Origin of the sequence: Chitiniphilus purpureus, from assembly GCF_025642115.1 — a bacterium.
Taxonomy (GTDB): domain Bacteria; phylum Pseudomonadota; class Gammaproteobacteria; order Burkholderiales; family Chitinibacteraceae; genus Chitiniphilus; species Chitiniphilus purpureus.
Genome location: NZ_CP106753.1, coordinates 295395 through 312352 on the forward strand (window position 1 = coordinate 295395; position 16958 = coordinate 312352).

Genomic DNA, 16958 nt, shown 5'->3' on the forward strand with positions numbered 1-16958 from the left:
ATCAATAGGAACCGTTCTCGACAATCATGGGTCTGCCCAGGACCCGCTTCGTCACGGCCAATGCCGAGCGGCGGGTCCCGTCACCGGCGCGCATATGCGTCATCCGCATGCACCGATACAGCCGCGCAACAACACGGACAGGCGCTGCAAACCCAGGGGCAACACATAGCAAACGGAGGTCCGTCATGGACAAGCTCGCCAATCTCATTGGCTTGGACAACATTGTCGCCGTGGTCGACGATTTCTTCCGCGCCGCCGCGCAGCACCCATTGCTCGCGCCATGGCTCGCCCGCGCCGCCGACCTAGAGCGCTACCGTCAACGGCTGGTCGCCTTCTGGTACGCCGCGCTTGATGGCGAAAGCTACCGGCTGGCACGGCCCACCAGCCAACTGCCTGCACTGATCGATGATATCGATCGCCACCACTGGCACTCCATCGAAACCCTGCTGCACCACGCGATCGATCGCCACGTGCCAGGCGATCTGGCCCGGCACTGGCATCGCAGGCTGGATCAACTGGGCGAGACCGTCCCGGCCTGATCGGATCGCTGCGGCCACTCTGTATACATGGCAAACAGATCCGGCAGCGCGTCCTGCAAGGTGGTCGGCGTGGTGGTGGCTGCACTGCGGCCTTGCGATGCGTGGATCAGCCCGCTGTTGAAGGCCTCGACCAGTTCGACGCAAAGCGCCGCCACATCGGTGGCGAAACCGGCCTCGCGCAACCTCGCCAGCAGCTCGGCCGGGCTGATCTGCTGGTAACGCAGGTCAGGGCGGCTGGCTTGTGCGGCAATCAGGGCAGTCACTTCCACGAAGTCGAGATCGCACGGCCCCAGCAGTTCACGGATCAGCCGGCCATGCCAATGCGGCTCGAGCAAGGCAGCGATGGCTGCATCGGCGATATCGTGCGTGGACAGCATCGGCAGCTTGACAGCGGGGTCCACCGCATCCGCATGCACGCCGCTTGCCAGCACGGTGGGCAGCACGGGGCCAAAGTTCTCGAAGAAATGGCTGGGGCGCAGCAACAGCAGATCGACGTCCTCCAACCCGCCCAACCGCGCCTCATGCGTATGCAGGCTGCGGATCATGCCGGTGGCACCGGTCTGGTCCGCCCCCAGGCTGCTGAGCTGGACCACCCTCCCCACACCTGCCATTGCAATTGCCCGCGTGATGGCCGTGCTCTGGCGTTCCTGGCTGGCCAGATAGCCCGGCTGGCCCAGGTCGTACGGCAGCAGCGTGTAGACCGCGTCCGCGCCCTCGAAGGCATGCGCCAGATAGGTGGCGTCGTCGGCGTTCCCCAGCGCGACCTGCGCCCCCTGGCACTGCAATACCGCGAGCCGTCGCGCATCGCGCCCCAATGCGACGACCTCGATATCGGCCTGCAACAGGCCCTGGGCGATGAGGGAACCGGTACGACCACTCGCACCCATGACTGCAATCTTCATCTCGGCACTCCTTGCTTAAATGGATCGTCCACTATCGGCCCCGGCATTGGGATGATCCATGACAGCAAGTCGCTGTTTCATGCTCATCCGTCCAATCTGCTTGGACGTATGCACGATGCGCACCCTAAACTGCGGCCATGTATCCAGACGACGCCTGGGTCCCGGTCGACCCACTGGCCGAGGCACTGCACTTCCTGCGCATGAACGGCCTGATCTACTGCCGCTCGGAGCTGACCGCACCATGGGGTGTGACATTGCCGCCGCTGCCCGATTGCCTGATGTTCCACTTCGTCGCCAGCGGCGAGGGCTGGCTGCATGCCCACGGCCATGCACCGGCACCGCTGCGCGCCGGGGATTTCGTGCTGCTGCCCCATGGCCACGGCCATACGCTGGGCAGTGCACCCGGGGTGGTGGCCACCCATCTGTTCGAGCTCGATCGCACGCTGCTCTCGCCCCGCTTTGAGGTGCTGCGCCACGGTGGTGGTGGCGAGGCGACGCAGCTGATCTGCGGCGCGGTGCATTTCGACGACCCGGCCGCACGCCGGCTGCTTGCGCTGCTGCCGCCGGTGCTGCGGTTGGATGGCAGCACCCGGCAGCAGCCCTGGCTGCACGATCTGCTGCGTTTCATGGCAGCTGAAGCGCAGACGCTGCAGCCCGGCGGCGATACAGTGATCGCCCGACTGGCCGATGTGCTGGTGATCCAGGCCATCCGCGCCTGGATGGCGAGCGACCCGGCGGCCCGGCAAGGCTGGTTGGGTGCGTTGCAGGACAGGCAGATCGGGCGTGCCATCGCGCTGCTGCACCATGATCCGGGCAAGGCGTGGACGCTGGCCACACTCGCGACCCAGGTATGCATGTCGCGCTCGGCCTTTGCCGCACGTTTCACCCAGCTGGTCGGCCAGCCCGCGATGCAATACCTCACCGAGTGGCGCATGCATGTGGCGCTGGCACACCTGAGGCATCATGCCGAGCCCATCGCCAGCCTGGCATTGCGGATGGGATATCAATCGGAAGCCGCATTCAGCCGGGCGTTCAAGCGGGTCATCGGTGTCCCGCCGGGCGCGATCCGGCCAGGGCTACAGGGCCCGGCGGTACTGGATGGCCTCGGCCAGGTGCGGGGCGCCGATCCGGGCGGCACTGTCCAGATCGGCGATGGTGCGCGCGACCTTGAGCACGCGGTGATAGGCCCGCGCCGATAGCCCCAGCTTGGCCAGCGCCGCGCCCAGCAGCGCCCTTCCAGGCTCGTCCGGTGTGCAATGGGCGTCGATCGAACCAGCCTCCAACGCCGCATTGGCATGGCCCTGCCGCTGCCGTTGGCGCTCGCGCGCCTGCTGCGCCCGGGCACGGACAACCGCACTGGATTCACCATCCGCGCTGGCAGTCAATACGGTATCAGGCAGCGCCGGCACCTCGACCAGCAGATCGATCCGATCCAGCAGCGGGCCGGAGAGCCTGCCCCGGTAACGCGCCATCTGCTCCGGCGTACAACGGCATGCCTTCCGTGGATGACCCAGGTAGCCACAGGGGCATGGATTCATCGCCGCGATCAGCTGGAATCGGGCGGGAAAATCAGCGGCATGTGCAGCCCGGCTGATCTGGATCTGGCCGTTCTCCAGCGGCTCGCGCAGCATCTCCAGCACCTTGCGGTCGAATTCGGGCAGCTCATCCAGGAACAGGACCCCGTGGTGCGCCATTGAAACCTCACCGGGCTGCGGCACGCTGCCCCCACCGACCAATGCCACGGCCGAGGCCGAGTGATGAGGCGAACGGAATGGGCGGGCGCCGAATTGCGCCAGCGTGAAGCCACTGCGTCCCAGGGACTGGATTGCCGCGCTTTCCAGGGCCTCGTCGGCCTCCATCGGGGGCAACAGCCCCGGCAGGCGTTTGGCCAGCATGCTCTTGCCAGTGCCGGGCGGCCCGAGCAGCAACACGCTGTGCCCGCCGGCCGCCGCGATCTCCAACGCGCGCTTGGCCTGCGCCTGACCCCGTACGTCGGCCAGATCGGGATAGCTGGCTGACACGCTTGGGGTTGATGGTGGCACTACAGGTAGCATTTCGCCTGCCGCAAATTGCTTACATACCTCAAGCAGGTGTTGGGCCGCGTGGACCGTGGCGTCCGGGATCAGCGCTGCTTGGCGGGCGTTGGGCTCGGGCAGGATCAGTGCGCGTCGGGCAAGGCTTGCCGCGCGTGCCAGTGCGATGGCACCGCGCACCGGCCGCAGATCGCCGGCCAGGCCCAGCTCCGCCGCGAATTCGTATTGGGCAAGCGCATCGGCCGGGAGTTGGCCGCTAGCGGCAAGAATACCGATGGCGATGGCAAGATCGTACAGCCCGGATGATTTGGGCAGATCGGCCGGCGCCAGGTTGACAGTGATCCGGCGGGCTGGAAATTCGAAGCCCGACACGGTAAGTGCGGCGCGAACCCGTTCGCGGCTTTCCTTGACCTCCGCGTCGGGCAGGCCCACCAGATTGAAAGCCGGCAGGCCGTTGGCAAGATGGACCTCGACCACGACGGGATGGGCGGTCAGCCCGACCAGGGCGCGGCTGTGAACGATGGCAAGTGACATGCGGATAGTAAGGAAGCGCGGTTGCCGGAAACAGACTTTGTTTATAGTGTAGGAGCCGCTTTCAATGCACAGATAAGAGCTTCAGCGTGACTGCCACGACCGAGCCGGACTTGTTGCCGGATTTCCGTAACATGGGTGTGATCCTGCGCATCCTGGTGTTTGCCCATCTCGCCCTGTTCGTCTATTCACTGATTGGGCTTTCCAGCTGGTCGAACTGGGCCCAGCGGTTCTCCGACAGCGTGCTGTGGCTGGAATTCTCGCTGTTGCCCGCCCTGCTGCTGCTGGGGCTTGCGAGCCCGTTGCTGGCAAGGTTGCCGTACAACTACGGCGCAGCAGGGGTATGCCTGCTGGCGGTGAGCGGCGGCAGCATCGGCAGGATGGTGGTGTTGCCGGTGGATGGCGGGGAGCAGGTGCTGCTGGCAGGGGCGATGACGATCCTGGCGATCACCTTGTCGCTGCTTGGATACTTCCGGCTGCGCCAGCGCTCGTTGTCGCCTAGATTGTCGGAGGCCAGGCTGGCGGCGTTGCAGTCCCGTATCCGGCCGCACTTCTTTTTCAACAGTCTGAACGCGGTGCTGTCGCTGATACGCAATGAACCGCTGAAGGCCGAGCAGATGCTGGAAGACTTGGCCGATCTGTTTCGCGTATTGATGAAAGACAATCGTCAGCTCGCGCGCCTGGATCGCGAAGTCGATTTGACGAAGCGGTATCTGAACATCGAAGCGGTGCGGCTGGGACCCCGGTTGCGGGTCGAATGGCATATCGACAATATGCCCGGGGACGCCGCCGTGCCGCCATTGATGTTGCAGCCATTGGTGGAAAATGCCATCTATCATGGCATCGAACCGGCGTTGGAGCCGGCACCGATACAAGTGAACATTTTCCGCATCCGGGACCAGTTGCATCTGGATGTGAGAAATCCCCTGCCGCCGGTTGATGCAGTGCGCCAGCATCAGGGAAACGGTATTGCCCTGGAAAACATTCGGGAACGGCTGCTGCTGCATTTTGATGCGGAAGCCAATCTCACGACACAAGCCGTGAACGGCTATTATCAAGTACATATTGTGGTGCCTTACCGGGAGATTGCTCATGACGACGCCATTGCGCCTTTTTCTGGTCGATGACGAGTTGCCAGCGCTGCGCCGATTGGAAGATGTACTGAAGGATTGTGCTTCGGAGTTCCCACTGGAAATCGTGGGGACGGCAACCAACGGCGTCTCTGCGCTGTCGCAACTGGCCGAGGCAGATGCCGACGCGGCCATCATCGATATCCAGATGCCGCAAATGAGCGGAATCGAGCTCGCCCGCGAGCTGCAGGGCCTGTCACAACCCCCCGCGGTGATCTTTGCCACCGCGTTCGAGGAATATGGGGTGGCGGCATTCGAAGTCCGCGCGATCGACTATCTGCTGAAGCCGATCCGCCGCGAACGGCTGATGGATGCGCTCAATCGGGTCAGGGAACTACGCGACGCGAAGAGCCAGGCCGAGCCGTCCTCGACCGCGCGCAGCCACTTCAGCGTGACCGAGCGGGGCCGGCTGCACCTGATCCCGGTTTCCGAGGCACGCTATCTCAAGGCCGAGCAGAAATACATCACACTGCGCACACGCGAACGCGAATACCTGCTGGAAGACTCGCTCACACGTCTCGAAGAGGAATTCGGCAGCCGATTCGTACGGATCCACCGCAATTGCCTGGTGGCGCGCGATTCCCTGATCGGCTTTGAAAAGGTACCCTCCAATGGCGGCGAGACCCATTGGGTGTCGGTCCTGCGCGATATCCCGGACAGATTGGCGGTCAGCCGTCGCCAGCAACATGTGATCAAGGATTTCAAGAAGAATGGATGAGTTCAGCATCACGACGCCTTCGCTGCTGTTTCCCGCGATCTCGTTGTTGATGCTGGCCTACACCAATCGCTTTCTTGCCTTGTCCACCATCATCCGGCAGCTGTACGACGCACATCGCCGCGACCCACACATCAATACGCTACGCCAGCTCGGCAATATGCGGCGGCGGGTTGCGCTGATCCGCTGGATGCAGGCCTTTGGCCTGATCAGCCTGCTGCTATGCATCGTCTCCATGGTGCTGGTGTTCTTCCAGCAGGCGGACGCTGCGCACATCGTGTTCGTCGCCAGTCTGTTCCTGATGGTGATCTCGCTGCTGCTGTGCCTGTTCGAGGTGCTGATCTCCGATTCCGCGCTCGACATCCTGCTCTCGGATATCGAGATCGAGCTGCGCAAGCACCACTAGCTGCAACGCCGGCGGACTTGATGAGGGCAGCACAGCCACGTCAGCGCTGCATCCTGGGCTGACGGCAATGGAACGAAGCCGCGGCGCTATCGCAGCAGCCGGCAGGACGCCCTGCCGCACTCAGCCCTTGGCCGTCAGTGCCAGCCCCCACATCAACGCCAGATTGATCAGACAGATCAGCTGGGCCGCGCTGCCCAGGTCCTTGGCGCGCTTGGCAAGCGGATGCCGCTCCAGTGACGTATGATCGACCGCGGCCTCGACGGCGGAATTGAGCAGCTCCACGATCAGGGTCAGGAGGTGGCTGGCAGTGACGACGGCCCTGGCCCACGCCGGCAGCGCCACGAAGGCGGCAGCGGCGATGCCGATGCAGGCCAGCAGCGCCACCTGCCGGAATGCCGCCTCGTTCTTCCAGCACGCCCGGATCCCGTCCAGCGAGTAGCCCAGCGCATTGATCACGCGCTGCAGGCCGGTCTTACCCTTGAATGGATGTTCGGCCATGTCCGCCCACCAGGTCCTCGTCGAAAATATCGGCGAATGCGGTATAGGAAACCAGCAACCCGACCGGTGTCACCACGATCAGCCCCACCATCAGCAGCGAGGCCGCCACCGCGGTCAGCAGCACCAGGACCACGCTGGTCACCAGCAATGGCGCAAGATTGCGCCAAAAGGCCACGTAGCTGAGTCGCATCGCTTCCACCGCCTTGACCTCGCGCAGCGTCACGAGGGCCGGTGCGAAGAAGTAGAAGCTGTAGATCAGTATCATGCCGGCCACGCCGACGATACCGAACAACGCAAGGCCCGGACCAGAAACGAGTTCGGCAAGCCCCTGCTGCTGGATCTGCTCGAATGTCACACCTGCCTGCGCCGCCAGGGTTCTGAGTATCAGCGTCAGCAACCCGGTCAGCGCCGCCATCGCCACCAGATACCATATGCCCAGCCTAAGCAGCTGCCGGGTACGGTATTTGAAGCCGTTGAACAGATCACCCACATTGACCGGCCCGCCGCGCTGGGCACGGTCGGCGCTTTCCAGCAGCCCCGCGGACAGGATCGGCATCACCAGGCTGGTGACCATCCAGATCCAGTCCAGCCGCGTAGCGGCCAGCAGCAGTGGAATCGCGAGAAACAATGCGGTCATCACGGTCCATTGCAGCCAGTGCGCGCGATACAGCGCAAAAGCGCGGGTAACCCAGTGCCAGCCGCTGGCAATAGGCAGGCGCCGTGGCTCGATGGCGGTATCGATCACGGTATCGTTGTGCTGCACAAGGGCCTCCGTCGGATGCAAGACCTGCGTATCGTAGGGAGCCCCCTGCAGGCTGACAAGCACAACGGGCATACACAAACGCAATGGCCGCCGGGAAAGCCGGCGGCCATCGGCTGGCAGGTGCCAAGCTTGCCTCAACGAACGGCGCACTTCAGCGCGTGCCGCGCGATCACCAGTTCCTCGTTGGTAGGGATCACATGGACCGCGACCCGGCTGCCGGGCAGCGAAACCCGCCGCGGCTGCCCCGAGCGCGCGTCATTGGCGTCCTGATCGAGTGCCACGCCCAGCCAGCCCAGCAGCCGGCATACTTCCCGGCGGACAACCGCGTCGTTCTCGCCGATCCCGGCGGTGAACACCAGCGCGTCCATCCCTCCCAGCGTGGTGGCCAGCGACGCCGCTTCGCGCGCAATCTTGCTGACGAAATAATCGATGGCGAGTTTTGCGCGCGCATCCTGGCTGGCGTGCAGCTCGCGCATGTCGCTGGAGACGCCGGACAATCCCAGCAGCCCGGATTGCTTGTACAGCAACTGCTCGATGCCCCGTGCATCCATCTTCAGATGGTTGAGCAGGTGCAGCACCACCCCGGCGTCGATCGAGCCGGTGCGCGTGCCCATCGGCAAGCCCTCCAGCGCAGTAAAGCCCATGGTGGAAGCGATGCCACGGCCGCCCTGCAGCGCCGCCATCGAGGCGCCATTGCCCAGATGGGCGACAACGGTGCGTCCCTGGGCCGCCTGTGGGTCGATCTGTGGCAGCACGCTGGCAATGTATTCGTAGGACAGCCCATGGAATCCATAGCGGCGGATGCCTTCGCGCTGCGAAAAGTCGTAGGGCAGCGCATATAGCTGGTGCAGCTCGGGCTGTTCGGCATGGAACGCGGTATCGAAGCACGCCACCTGCGGCACATCCGGCAGCAGTTCGGCCAGGATGCGGATCGGCGTGATGTTGTGCGGCGCATGCAGGGGTGCCAGCGGCACCAACCGCTCCAGCTCGGCGATGACCTCGGGCGTGATGCGTTCGGGTCGCGAAAAGCGCCGCCCGCCATGGACCACCCGATGCCCGATGACCGCCGGCTTCGCGCCGCCGGTATGGCGTTCCAGCCAGGCCAGGATATGGCGCAGGGCGCCGTCGTGCGAATTGGGCACATCCGCCGGCATGGCTTCATCCGCCAGCAGCCCGCCGTCGGCTGACTTGGCGGTGAAGCGCGGCTCGACGTGGATGCCTTCCACCTGGCCTTTGTAGCGTAGTCCCGGATCGGCGGCGTCCTGCTGGTCGAACAATGAGAATTTGACACTGGAGGAGCCGGCATTCACCACAAGAATCGATGCGCGCATGATCACTCCCCTTTTGCGCCGGCATTGGCCACCAGCGCCATGACGGCGGCGGATGCGAGACGCGCCTTCACATCGTCCGCGCGGCTGGTCAGTACGATGGGCACCCGAGCTCCCAGCACGATGCCGGCTGAATCGGCACCGGCGAAATAACTCATCTGCTTGGCCAGCATGTTGCCGGCCTCGATGTCAGGCACCACCAGGATGTCGGCCTGGCCTGCCACCGGCGAATGGATGCCCTTGGTCTTGGCGGCCGCCATCGAGATCGCGTTGTCGAACGCGAGCGGTCCATCAAGGATGCCGCCCTGGATCTGGCCGCGGTCGGCCATCTTGCACAGCAGCGCCGCATCCAGCGTGGACGGGATCTTTTCGTACACCGTCTCGACTGCGGACAGGATGGCGACCTTGGGTTCCGCGATGCCCAGGATATGGGCAAGATTGATGGCGTTCTGGGTGATATCCACCTTGGCCGCCAGATCCGGGGCGATGTTGATCGCGGCATCGGTCACCAGCAGCGGCCGGCCATAGGCAGGCACGTCCATCACGAACACATGTGAGACCCGCTTGCCACTGCGCAGGCCGATGCTGGAGTTCATTGCCGCCCGCATCATCTCGTCAGTGTGCAGGCTGCCCTTCATCAGGGCCTTGGCCGTGCCGGTGCGGCATAGCGCAACGGCCTTGTCGGCCGCCTCATGGCTATGTTCGGCGTGGACGATCTCGATACCGGTCAGATCGGCGCCGGCCGCTGCCGCAACCCCGAGTATCTTGCCCTCCGGCCCCACCAGGATGGGAATGATCAGGCCGGCCTTGGCCGCTTCAAGCGCCCCCAGCAGCGAATCGTGGTCGCACGGATGCACCACCGCGGTGGGCACCGGCGGCAGCTTTTCCGCCTTGGCACGCAACGCGGCGAAGACATGGTGTAGACGCAGCGTCAGCTGTGGCGGCTCGTCAAAGCGGTTCAGACGCTTCTCGGTCGGCGGCACCACGATGATCGGCCCCGACGCCACCAGGCGGCCATGCTGGTTCTCGCAGCGGCATTGCATCACCACCTGCTTGGAGACCTCGTGCTTCTCGGTCACCTCCAGCTCGATGGTCAAGGTGTCGCCTTCGTTGATCCAGTCATGCGATTTGAGCTCGTGCCCGGCCAGGATGGAGCCATTGCCCGGGAAGAAATTGGTGGTGGTCGACGAGAACAGCGGAAAGGCCCCCAACGCCGGTACACTGCGTTGGTCGCCGTCCCCCCGCGAGCCGGCGATCATGCCGAAGAGCGTGATATCGTTGGCCTTGACGGTATGCTGGCGTGCGTAGCGCATGCCGGGACGGATATCGTTGAACAGGATGTTTTCGTGAACCATGGATACTCCTTGGGCAATGCACTCGGACATGGCGGGCAGGACAAGCGCCATGCTGCACTGCAATGAACTGACCTAGGCTGCATCATAGTCCCGGAAGCATCCACCGATCTTGGCGAAGATCAACGCCGCCTTTCTGGCTTTTTCACCGATAACAGCATCGGCAGCGCATCGACAGGGAGCGAGTTGCAGCATGAAACAGACGACCACGCATCTGATATGCGCCCCCACTTTACCGACCCCGGCCGGCGTGAGTGCGTTCCATGTGAGCACGGGGCAGGCGGTCGAGGCCGAGGCGCCGTTGCTCAGCCTTGCGCTTGATGATGGGCAGCAAGTGGTCGTACCCGCGCCGGGCGCCGGCCTAGTAGGCAGCTTCGCCGTGACGCTGGGCGATACGGTGAACAGTGACGAGCTGTTGCTGATGATGGAGATCGAGGAACCCGACAACGACTGGCTGGCGCTGGTGGATGGCCTGCCCGCCGCCTGTGCCGCCGCGCCGGTGGCCACGCCCATCATCAGCGGGGAAATCCTGCAGGTGACGCGCTTTGCCGCTCAGCTGGCTTTGCGGCTGGGTGTGGACCTGACCGAGGTGCCACCCAACCAGTCCGGCATCATCGACCAGGAGGCGCTTGAAGGCTGGGTGCGGCGACAGCTGTCCAACCGCAACGTGATGCGCTAGCCCCGTCCACAGCAATCCGGGTTCAGGCTGGCGATATGCCCAGTGCGACAGCGACGCTCAGGCAGGGCGGGGCGCCACGGATCTCGCCACAGCAGTGCCTGTGGCCAAAAGCGCATGCACGGGTGGCACGGACGCCCGGGCCCGGGCGTCTGGGCGCGATCAGACCGTGGTGGCTTCCAGCCGCGAGAACGCGCGGCGCTCGGCAACGGCGTTGGCCAAGTTGGCCAGCAGCTGTTCGGTGGCCTCCCAGCCGATGCAACCGTCGGTGATCGACTGGCCATAGCAAAGACCCTTGCCTTCCACCAGATCCTGGCGGCCCTCGACCAGGTGGGACTCCACCATCACGCCGACGATGCCATCGTTGCCCGCCGAAATCTGGGCACAGACGTCGTTGCACACCTCGACCTGGCGCCGGTAGTCCTTGCGGCTGTTGGCGTGGCTGAAGTCGATCATCACCTTCTCGGGCAGCCCTGCTGCCGCCAGGTCGGCCTGGGCCGCGCGCACATGGTTGGCGTCGTAGTTGGGTTCCTTGCCGCCGCGCAGGATCACATGGCAATCGGGGTTGCCCGAGGTTGAGACAATGGCCGAATGGCCATACTTGGTGACCGACAGGAAATGGTGGGGCTGGCTGGCCGCACGGATCGCATCGATGGCGATGCGCAGGTTGCCGTCGGTGCCGTTCTTGAAGCCGACCGGGCACGACAGGCCGGACGACAATTCGCGGTGGACCTGTGATTCGGTGGTACGTGCGCCGATCGCGCCCCAGCTCATCAGATCCGCCACATACTGCGGCGTGATCATGTCCAGGAATTCGCCGGCAGTCGGCAACGCGAGATTGTTCAGATCCAGCAGCAGCTTGCGCGCCAGGCGCAGGCCGTCATTGATATTGAAGCTGCCGTTCAGATAGGGATCGTTGATCAGGCCTTTCCAGCCCACAGTGGTACGCGGTTTCTCGAAGTACACCCGCATCACCACTTCCAGCTGATCCTTGTAGCGATCGCGCAGGCCCTTGAGCCGACGGCCGTACTCCATCGCCGCTTCGGTATCGTGGATGGAACAGGGCCCGACGATCACCAGCAACCGGTCGTCCTGCCCGCCAAGGATATGATGGATCGCTTGACGCGTTTCGAACGCGACGGCCGAAGCGGTTTCGGTCACCGGGTATTTTTCGAGCAGGGCGATCGGCGGGAGCAGCTCCTTGATCTCGTGGATACGGACGTCGTCGGTCTGGTAATGCATGGTGTTCCCTGATGGCACGGCAGCGGCGGCGATCGAACCGCTCGATCGGCCGATGCGCTGCATTTATTTTGAGCAAGGGAACAAGATTAGCGCCTAACGACAGTCGGCGCAAATGCCTTTGACCGTGATTTCCAGGGCCTGCGCGGCGAAACCTGACGGCAGGGAAACCGGCAGGTCGGTACTGACCTCTTCGAGGCAGAAAAAGCGCCCGCACACCTGGCAGTGGAAGTGGGCATGGCTGTGCGGCACTGGGGTCACCGAGAAGCGCCACACCCGGTCGTCGCCGGAGAGCTTGTGCGCCAGGCCCACCTCGGTCAGCCATTCGAGCACCCGGTAGACAGTCACCCGGTCGGCACCGCTCTCCAGCTCCGCGAGCACATCCAGGTGGGAGAGCGGGCGATGCGCCGCCATCAGCACCGCCAGCACCTTCACCCGCCACGGCGTGATGCGCGCGCCGGCCCGGGCAACCATTGCCCGTGCAGTGGCGGTGGTTTCCTCGATGGCAACGACAGACATCGACGACAATCCCGTCAGTCGGCGTACTGCTTCTTCAACCGCTCGCGACGCTCCTGGGCCTCCAGCGACAGCGAAGCAGTCGGCCGCGCCATCAGGCGCGCAAGGCCGATGGGTTCACCGGTGTCCTCGCAATAGCCGTAATTGTTGTCGTCGATCTTCTTGATGGTCGAGTCAATCTTGAGCAACAGCTTGCGCTCACGATCGCGGGTACGCAGCTCAAGCGCGTACTCCTCTTCCAACGTGGCGCGGTCCGCCGGGTCCGGCGTCGCTTCCTGCTCCTGCAGATGCTGACTGGTCTGGCTGGCATTGGCCAGCAGCTCTGCCTTCATCTGGAGCAACCGCTCTTTGAAGAAGGCCAGATGATCAGCGTTCATGTAATCCTCTTCCGGACCGTTCCAGTTGAGGATGTCTTGCTCCGTGAGTTTGGCCATCGTCGTACTCGCTCTCTTGGCATCCATATTCGCCGCAACGCGGCGAATGCTTACAATACCCTTCACCGCCAAATGGGCAGGCAGCTTAATCAGTTCACTTGCGGCATGCAATACGCGCAATTACCACCGGACCACCGGGAGCGAGACGATACCCTTACTGTGCAAGCACCCAGCGGACGATGGTGCGCAGGTCAGCTTCGCCGATCTGCTGCGGCGGCATCGGGATCTTGCCCCAGACACCGCCACCGCCGTGCCTGACCTTGGCCATCAACACGGCCTCGGCGCCCTTCTGGCCACGATATTTCTTGGCGATATCGCGGTACGACGGCCCCACGATCTTGTGATCGACCGCATGGCAGGCAAGACAGTTGTACTTCGCAGCCACCGCCGCGCCATTTTCGGCCGCAGCGCTGCCGGTTGCAGCAAGCGCCAGGACCATCAAGCCAAGAACACGCATCACACACCTTCTCTTACAAATGAGGGCATACCGCATATTATGCAAGTCGCCGTCGGCATGGCAAACAACACTGTCCATCCTCGCGGCGACCATGCATCCCTTGGCGGACGACGGCTGCGCCCTACCTGGACGGGAGCATGACAGGGCTATGCTACACTCTGCCGATTCCTAGAACAGTCGATTCAGAGAGTTGGCGATGGAGCGCGGGCAAGTTTTCATGGGAGCGGCGGTCATGCTGTCCGTGCTGGTGCACGCGGCGCCGATCCTCGGCATCAAGTTCGTGATGCCCGATCCGGCCAAGCTCTTTTCCAGCCAGCCGCTGGAAGTGGTGCTGGTCAACCAGCGCACCGAGACCGCACCGGCCAAGGCGGATGTCGATGCCCAGGTGAACCTGGATGGGGGCGGCAATACCGATGCGCTCAATCGACGCGTGAAAAGCCCGCTGCCGGTCACCTCGACCCAGCCGTCCACCGAGCTGGAGCTGGCGCAAAGCAAGCAAAGGCAGCTCGAACGGAAGACCCAGCAGATGATGGCCGAGCTCAAGCACGACGGCACCTTCAATCCGCAGGACCCACAGAACGCCCCGACGAGTGAAGCGGTGCAGGGCCTGGATCAGGAGGAGATGCGGCGCCAGGCACGGGAGCTGTCCGGGCTGGCCGCACAGGTGAGCAAGCGCCTGGAGTCGTACCAGACCCGGCCGCGCAAGACCTTCATCGGCGCGCGCGCCAAGGAGCAGCGCTTCGCCCGCTATGTCGAGGACTGGCGGATGAAGGTGGAGCGGCTTGGCAACCTCAGCTACCCCACCGACCGGCACGGCCGCAAGCTCTATGGCCGCCTGCGGCTCGACGTCGAGATCGATGCCGCCGGCAATGTGGTCAGTGCCGAGATCGGCAAATCGTCGGGCAGCCCCGAGCTGGACGCCGCGGCGCTGCGCATCGTCAAACAGGCCGCCCCCTACGGCGCCTTCCCGCCCGAGATCCGCAAGGACACGGACATCATCGGGATCAGCCGCCACTGGACGTTCGGCAAGGGCGACAGCTTCCTCGGCGACGATTGATGCGCGTCCTCGGCATCGACCCAGGCTCGCGCGTCACCGGTTTCGGCATCATCGATCTGGCTGGCCAGGCCCACAGCTACGTCGCCTCCGGCTGCATCAAGACGCCGCCGGGCGCGACGCTGCCCGAACGCGTCAAGGCACTGCTGGACGGGATCGCGCAAGTGGTCGACACCTACCGCCCGCAGCTGGCGGCGGTCGAGATCGTGTTCGTCAACGTCAACCCGCAGTCGACCCTGATGCTGGGGCAGGCGCGTGGGGCGGTGCTGGCCGCGCTGGTGTCCGCGGGCCTGCCGATCGCCGAGTACACCGCGCTGCAGGTGAAGCAGGCAGTGGTCGGCAACGGCCATGCCGACAAGGATCAGGTCAGCCACATGGTGCAGCGGCTGCTGCGCCTGTCGGGAACACCCCAGTCCGATGCGGCCGACGCGCTGGCGGTGGCGCTGGCGCATGCGCAGCACAGCGGCGGTATTGCCGGACGGCTGCAACAGCACGGATTGTCGATCCGGCGCGGGCGGTTGTCGTAGGAACGCCCGATCGGGCCTGCATACCGAAGCCGGACCGATGCGCCGGCAGGCACCAAAGGAACTCGGCGCGCGCCGGCGCGTCTAGTTGTGCATCGAACCGTGAGGAGAGCAGCATGGATTGTCCCGTATGCAAGACCGCCCAGTTGGTGATGAGCGAGCGCCAGGGCGTGGAAATCGACTACTGTCCGCAATGCCGCGGCGTCTGGCTGGACCGTGGCGAGCTCGACAAGATCATCGAGCGCAACACGCGCGACCAGGCGCCACAGCCTGCGGCACCGGCTGCGGCCCAGCCCTATCCGCCGCAACAGCCGCAACCCCATTATTCGGATCACGGCTACCATAAGGGCCACAAGCCGTACCGCAAGAAGAGCTTTCTGGAAGAGCTGTTCGACTGATCGCACGCCAAGCGGTCGGGCCCGGCGCGCCACGGCAACCACCGTGGCGCGTTGTCTTTGGGGTGCGGCGCCGTTTTGACGACAAGGAACAAGCATGATCGGCCGCCTGAGCGGAACCCTGCTGGAAAAACACCCGCCGCACGTCGTGCTCGACGCCCACGGCGTGGGCTACGAGCTGGACGTGCCGATGAGCACGTTCTACGTGCTGCCCGAGCTGAACGCGCGGGTGGTCCTGTTCACCCATCTGGTGGTGCGCGAGGATGCGCAGCTGCTCTATGGCTTTGCCACGCGCGCCGAGCGCGATCTGTTCCGCGAGCTGATCAAGATCAGCGGCATCGGCGCCAAGATCGCACTGGCCATTCTGTCCGGTCTGTCCAGCGACGAGTTGGCGCTGGCGATCGCGGGCGAGGATGTGGCGCGGCTGTCCAAGGTGCCCGGCATCGGCAAGAAGACTGCCGAGCGGCTGGTACTGGAACTCAAGGGCAGGCTGGGCGGCCTGCCCAACATGCCGCCCGACCTCGCCCCGCTGCGCCCGGTCGATGCCCCGCCCGGCGCGGGCAGCGACATCCTGCATGCGCTGCTGGCGCTGGGCTACAACGAGCGCGAGGCCGCTGCCGCGGTCAAGGCGCTGCCCGCCAGGACCGAGGTCTCGGACGGTATCCGGCTGGCGCTCAAGCGCCTGGCACGGGTGTGAGGATCGGACCATGGCCAACGTCGCAGTACTGATCGATGCCGACAATGTCTCGCCCGGCTGGATGGAACAGGTGCTCAACGAAGCGGGCAAGCTTGGCACCCTGGCGCTCAAGCGCGTCTATGGCGACTTCAGCCGGCACGATCGTGCCTGGCGCGAGATCTGCGCCCGGCTCGCCATCCACCCGGTGCAGCAGTTTCCCAACACCAAGGGCAAGAACGCTTCCGACATCGCGATGGTGATCGATGCGATGGATCTGCTGCATTCGCAGCGCTACGAGAGCTTCTGCCTGATCTCCAGCGACAGCGACTTCAGCCGCCTTGCCACGCGGCTGCGCGAGGATGGGGTGCAGGTGTGGGGCTTTGGCGAACAGAAGACGCCCGAGGCCTTCGTCAAGGCATGCAGCAAGTTCATCTATGTCGAGATCCTGCAGCCGGTCGGCGATGAGGAAAGCGAAAGCGCCACCGTGCCCACGCCGTCCGAGGCCCGGCAGCTGTTGCCGGTGGACCGCCGGCTCAAGCGCCTGCTCTCTGATGCAGTCGAGCAGCTCTCGGACGACGAGGGCTGGGCCAACCTGGGTGCGCTCGGCAGTCTGCTGGGCCAGCTGCATCCCGATTTCGACTCACGCAACTACGGCCACCCCAAGCTGTCCAGCCTGGTCGGCGCCACCGGCTGGTTCGAGCTGCAGCAGCCTGGCAGCGGCAACGGCGGACGCGCCTGGCTGGTGCGGCTCAAGGGCAAGGCCAAACCCGGCAGGCGCGCGTAACCCAGG

At 64.5% G+C, this 16958-nt stretch carries 20 protein-coding genes and 1 pseudogene; 11 read left to right on the top strand and 10 right to left on the bottom strand.

Annotation, left to right across the window (positions count from 1 at the left end; genetic code table 11):
• Positions 1-185 precede the first annotated feature (185 nt).
• On the top strand, positions 186-539 hold the full coding sequence (locus tag N8I74_RS01225; RefSeq protein ID WP_263125095.1) for a globin family protein: 354 nt from the start codon (positions 186-188) through the stop codon (positions 537-539).
• Here the strand turns inward: N8I74_RS01225 and N8I74_RS01230 are convergent.
• Entirely contained in the window at positions 512-1441 is a 930-nt protein-coding gene (locus N8I74_RS01230) for an NmrA family NAD(P)-binding protein (RefSeq protein ID WP_263125096.1), read from the bottom strand. The two genes, N8I74_RS01225 and N8I74_RS01230, sit on opposite strands and share 28 nt — an antisense overlap.
• 137 nt (positions 1442-1578) lie before the next feature.
• Between N8I74_RS01230 and N8I74_RS01235 the strand changes: the two are divergent.
• Positions 1579-2499 (top strand): annotated as a pseudogene (locus tag N8I74_RS01235) (AraC family transcriptional regulator); the annotation flags it as partial.
• An 18-nt stretch (positions 2500-2517) separates the two neighbouring features.
• Here the strand turns inward: N8I74_RS01235 and N8I74_RS01240 are convergent.
• Positions 2518-4008: a YifB family Mg chelatase-like AAA ATPase gene (locus N8I74_RS01240; RefSeq protein ID WP_263125097.1), complete on the bottom strand. Its 1491-nt coding sequence runs from the start codon at positions 4006-4008 to the stop codon at positions 2518-2520.
• Positions 4009-4094: 86 nt separating this feature from the next.
• Here N8I74_RS01240 and N8I74_RS01245 point away from each other — a divergent pair, with 86 nt between their 5' ends.
• The 3 genes from N8I74_RS01245 to N8I74_RS01255 are packed head-to-tail and all read left to right on the top strand — an operon-like array spanning position 4095 to position 6256.
• The gene (locus tag N8I74_RS01245) at positions 4095-5132 is read left to right on the top strand and encodes a sensor histidine kinase (protein ID WP_263125098.1); all 1038 of its coding nucleotides are present in this window, start codon (positions 4095-4097) and stop codon (positions 5130-5132) included.
• Positions 5098-5853: a LytR/AlgR family response regulator transcription factor gene (locus tag N8I74_RS01250; RefSeq protein ID WP_263125099.1), complete on the top strand. Its 756-nt coding sequence runs from the start codon at positions 5098-5100 to the stop codon at positions 5851-5853. Before N8I74_RS01245 ends, N8I74_RS01250 begins: the two co-directional genes overlap by 35 nt.
• A complete protein-coding gene (locus N8I74_RS01255; RefSeq protein WP_263125100.1) occupies positions 5846-6256 on the top strand; it encodes a DUF2721 domain-containing protein in 411 nt (136 codons plus the stop codon). Before N8I74_RS01250 ends, N8I74_RS01255 begins: the two co-directional genes overlap by 8 nt.
• Positions 6257-6376: 120 nt before the next feature.
• Here the strand turns inward: N8I74_RS01255 and N8I74_RS01260 are convergent, their stop codons facing one another.
• From N8I74_RS01260 to N8I74_RS01275, 4 genes are all read right to left on the bottom strand, one after another.
• Positions 6377-6754, bottom strand: coding sequence for a diacylglycerol kinase (locus tag N8I74_RS01260; protein ID WP_263125101.1), 378 nt, complete (start codon positions 6752-6754; stop codon positions 6377-6379).
• The gene (locus N8I74_RS01265) at positions 6729-7517 is read right to left on the bottom strand and encodes a BPSS1780 family membrane protein (RefSeq protein ID WP_263125102.1); all 789 of its coding nucleotides are present in this window, start codon (positions 7515-7517) and stop codon (positions 6729-6731) included. Before N8I74_RS01265 ends, N8I74_RS01260 begins: the two co-directional genes overlap by 26 nt.
• A gap of 134 nt (positions 7518-7651) precedes the next feature.
• Positions 7652-8848: an acetate/propionate family kinase gene (locus N8I74_RS01270; protein ID WP_263125103.1), complete on the bottom strand. Its 1197-nt coding sequence runs from the start codon at positions 8846-8848 to the stop codon at positions 7652-7654.
• Positions 8849-8850: 2 nt separating this feature from the next.
• Complete coding sequence (locus N8I74_RS01275; RefSeq protein ID WP_263125105.1) at positions 8851-10200, bottom strand: bifunctional enoyl-CoA hydratase/phosphate acetyltransferase; 1350 nt, start codon at positions 10198-10200, stop codon at positions 8851-8853.
• 190 nt (positions 10201-10390) lie between these two features.
• Between N8I74_RS01275 and N8I74_RS01280 the strand changes: the two genes are divergently transcribed.
• Positions 10391-10876: a biotin/lipoyl-containing protein gene (locus tag N8I74_RS01280; RefSeq protein ID WP_263125107.1), complete on the top strand. Its 486-nt coding sequence runs from the start codon at positions 10391-10393 to the stop codon at positions 10874-10876.
• Positions 10877-11035: 159 nt separating this feature from the next.
• Here N8I74_RS01280 and aroG read toward each other — a convergent pair whose 3' ends face one another.
• The 4 genes from aroG to N8I74_RS01300 all read right to left on the bottom strand — a co-directional run bounded on the left by aroG (position 11036) and on the right by N8I74_RS01300 (position 13597).
• Positions 11036-12115 carry a 3-deoxy-7-phosphoheptulonate synthase AroG gene (gene aroG / locus N8I74_RS01285; protein WP_263125108.1) on the bottom strand — a complete coding sequence of 360 codons (1080 nt, stop codon included), beginning with the start codon at positions 12113-12115 and terminating at the stop codon, positions 11036-11038.
• Positions 12116-12208: 93 nt separating this feature from the next.
• Positions 12209-12631 (bottom strand): Fur family transcriptional regulator, encoded by a 423-nt coding sequence (locus N8I74_RS01290; RefSeq protein ID WP_263125110.1) that lies wholly within the window; start codon positions 12629-12631, stop codon positions 12209-12211.
• A 14-nt stretch (positions 12632-12645) separates the two neighbouring features.
• Positions 12646-13062 carry an RNA polymerase-binding protein DksA gene (dksA, locus tag N8I74_RS01295; RefSeq protein ID WP_263125112.1) on the bottom strand — a complete coding sequence of 139 codons (417 nt, stop codon included), beginning with the start codon at positions 13060-13062 and terminating at the stop codon, positions 12646-12648.
• A 154-nt stretch (positions 13063-13216) separates the two neighbouring features.
• On the bottom strand, positions 13217-13597 hold the full coding sequence (locus tag N8I74_RS01300) for a c-type cytochrome (RefSeq protein ID WP_263125113.1): 381 nt from the start codon (positions 13595-13597) through the stop codon (positions 13217-13219).
• A 154-nt stretch (positions 13598-13751) separates the two neighbouring features.
• On the opposite strand from N8I74_RS01300, the gene N8I74_RS01305 reads away from it, so the two are divergent.
• From N8I74_RS01305 to N8I74_RS01325, 5 genes are all read left to right on the top strand, one after another.
• Entirely contained in the window at positions 13752-14576 is an 825-nt protein-coding gene (locus N8I74_RS01305) for an energy transducer TonB family protein (RefSeq protein ID WP_263125114.1), read from the top strand.
• Positions 14576-15100 (top strand): crossover junction endodeoxyribonuclease RuvC, encoded by a 525-nt coding sequence (gene ruvC / locus N8I74_RS01310; protein WP_263125115.1) that lies wholly within the window; start codon positions 14576-14578, stop codon positions 15098-15100. The genes N8I74_RS01305 and ruvC overlap by 1 nt, the downstream gene beginning before the upstream one ends.
• A gap of 113 nt (positions 15101-15213) precedes the next feature.
• The gene (locus N8I74_RS01315; RefSeq protein ID WP_263125116.1) at positions 15214-15495 is read left to right on the top strand and encodes a TFIIB-type zinc ribbon-containing protein; all 282 of its coding nucleotides are present in this window, start codon (positions 15214-15216) and stop codon (positions 15493-15495) included.
• Positions 15496-15589: 94 nt separating this feature from the next.
• Complete coding sequence (ruvA, locus tag N8I74_RS01320) at positions 15590-16189, top strand: Holliday junction branch migration protein RuvA (RefSeq protein WP_263125117.1); 600 nt, start codon at positions 15590-15592, stop codon at positions 16187-16189.
• Between the two features lie 10 nt (positions 16190-16199).
• Positions 16200-16952, top strand: a complete 753-nt coding sequence (locus N8I74_RS01325; RefSeq protein WP_263125118.1) for an NYN domain-containing protein — start codon at positions 16200-16202, stop codon at positions 16950-16952.
• The last annotated feature ends 6 nt before the right edge of the window (positions 16953-16958 follow it).

Bases quoted from the DNA above. Each gene is read 5' to 3' on its own strand.
- N8I74_RS01225 (WP_263125095.1), top strand. From the start codon at position 186: ATGGACAAGCTCGCCAATCTCATTGGCTTGGACAACATTGTCGCCGTG.
- N8I74_RS01230 (WP_263125096.1), bottom strand. From the start codon at position 1,441: ATGAAGATTGCAGTCATGGGTGCGAGTGGTCGTACCGGTTCCCTCATC.
- N8I74_RS01240 (WP_263125097.1), bottom strand. From the start codon at position 4,008: ATGTCACTTGCCATCGTTCACAGCCGCGCCCTGGTCGGGCTGACCGCC.
- N8I74_RS01250 (WP_263125099.1), top strand. From the start codon at position 5,098: ATGACGACGCCATTGCGCCTTTTTCTGGTCGATGACGAGTTGCCAGCG.
- N8I74_RS01255 (WP_263125100.1), top strand. From the start codon at position 5,846: ATGGATGAGTTCAGCATCACGACGCCTTCGCTGCTGTTTCCCGCGATC.
- N8I74_RS01260 (WP_263125101.1), bottom strand. From the start codon at position 6,754: ATGGCCGAACATCCATTCAAGGGTAAGACCGGCCTGCAGCGCGTGATC.
- N8I74_RS01270 (WP_263125103.1), bottom strand. From the start codon at position 8,848: ATGCGCGCATCGATTCTTGTGGTGAATGCCGGCTCCTCCAGTGTCAAA.
- N8I74_RS01275 (WP_263125105.1), bottom strand. From the start codon at position 10,200: ATGGTTCACGAAAACATCCTGTTCAACGATATCCGTCCCGGCATGCGC.
- N8I74_RS01280 (WP_263125107.1), top strand. From the start codon at position 10,391: ATGAAACAGACGACCACGCATCTGATATGCGCCCCCACTTTACCGACC.
- aroG (WP_263125108.1), bottom strand. From the start codon at position 12,115: ATGCATTACCAGACCGACGACGTCCGTATCCACGAGATCAAGGAGCTG.
- N8I74_RS01290 (WP_263125110.1), bottom strand. From the start codon at position 12,631: ATGTCTGTCGTTGCCATCGAGGAAACCACCGCCACTGCACGGGCAATG.
- dksA (WP_263125112.1), bottom strand. From the start codon at position 13,062: ATGGCCAAACTCACGGAGCAAGACATCCTCAACTGGAACGGTCCGGAA.
- N8I74_RS01300 (WP_263125113.1), bottom strand. From the start codon at position 13,597: ATGGACAGTGTTGTTTGCCATGCCGACGGCGACTTGCATAATATGCGG.
- N8I74_RS01305 (WP_263125114.1), top strand. From the start codon at position 13,752: ATGCTGTCCGTGCTGGTGCACGCGGCGCCGATCCTCGGCATCAAGTTC.
- ruvC (WP_263125115.1), top strand. From the start codon at position 14,576: ATGCGCGTCCTCGGCATCGACCCAGGCTCGCGCGTCACCGGTTTCGGC.
- N8I74_RS01315 (WP_263125116.1), top strand. From the start codon at position 15,214: ATGGATTGTCCCGTATGCAAGACCGCCCAGTTGGTGATGAGCGAGCGC.
- ruvA (WP_263125117.1), top strand. From the start codon at position 15,590: ATGATCGGCCGCCTGAGCGGAACCCTGCTGGAAAAACACCCGCCGCAC.
- N8I74_RS01325 (WP_263125118.1), top strand. From the start codon at position 16,200: ATGGCCAACGTCGCAGTACTGATCGATGCCGACAATGTCTCGCCCGGC.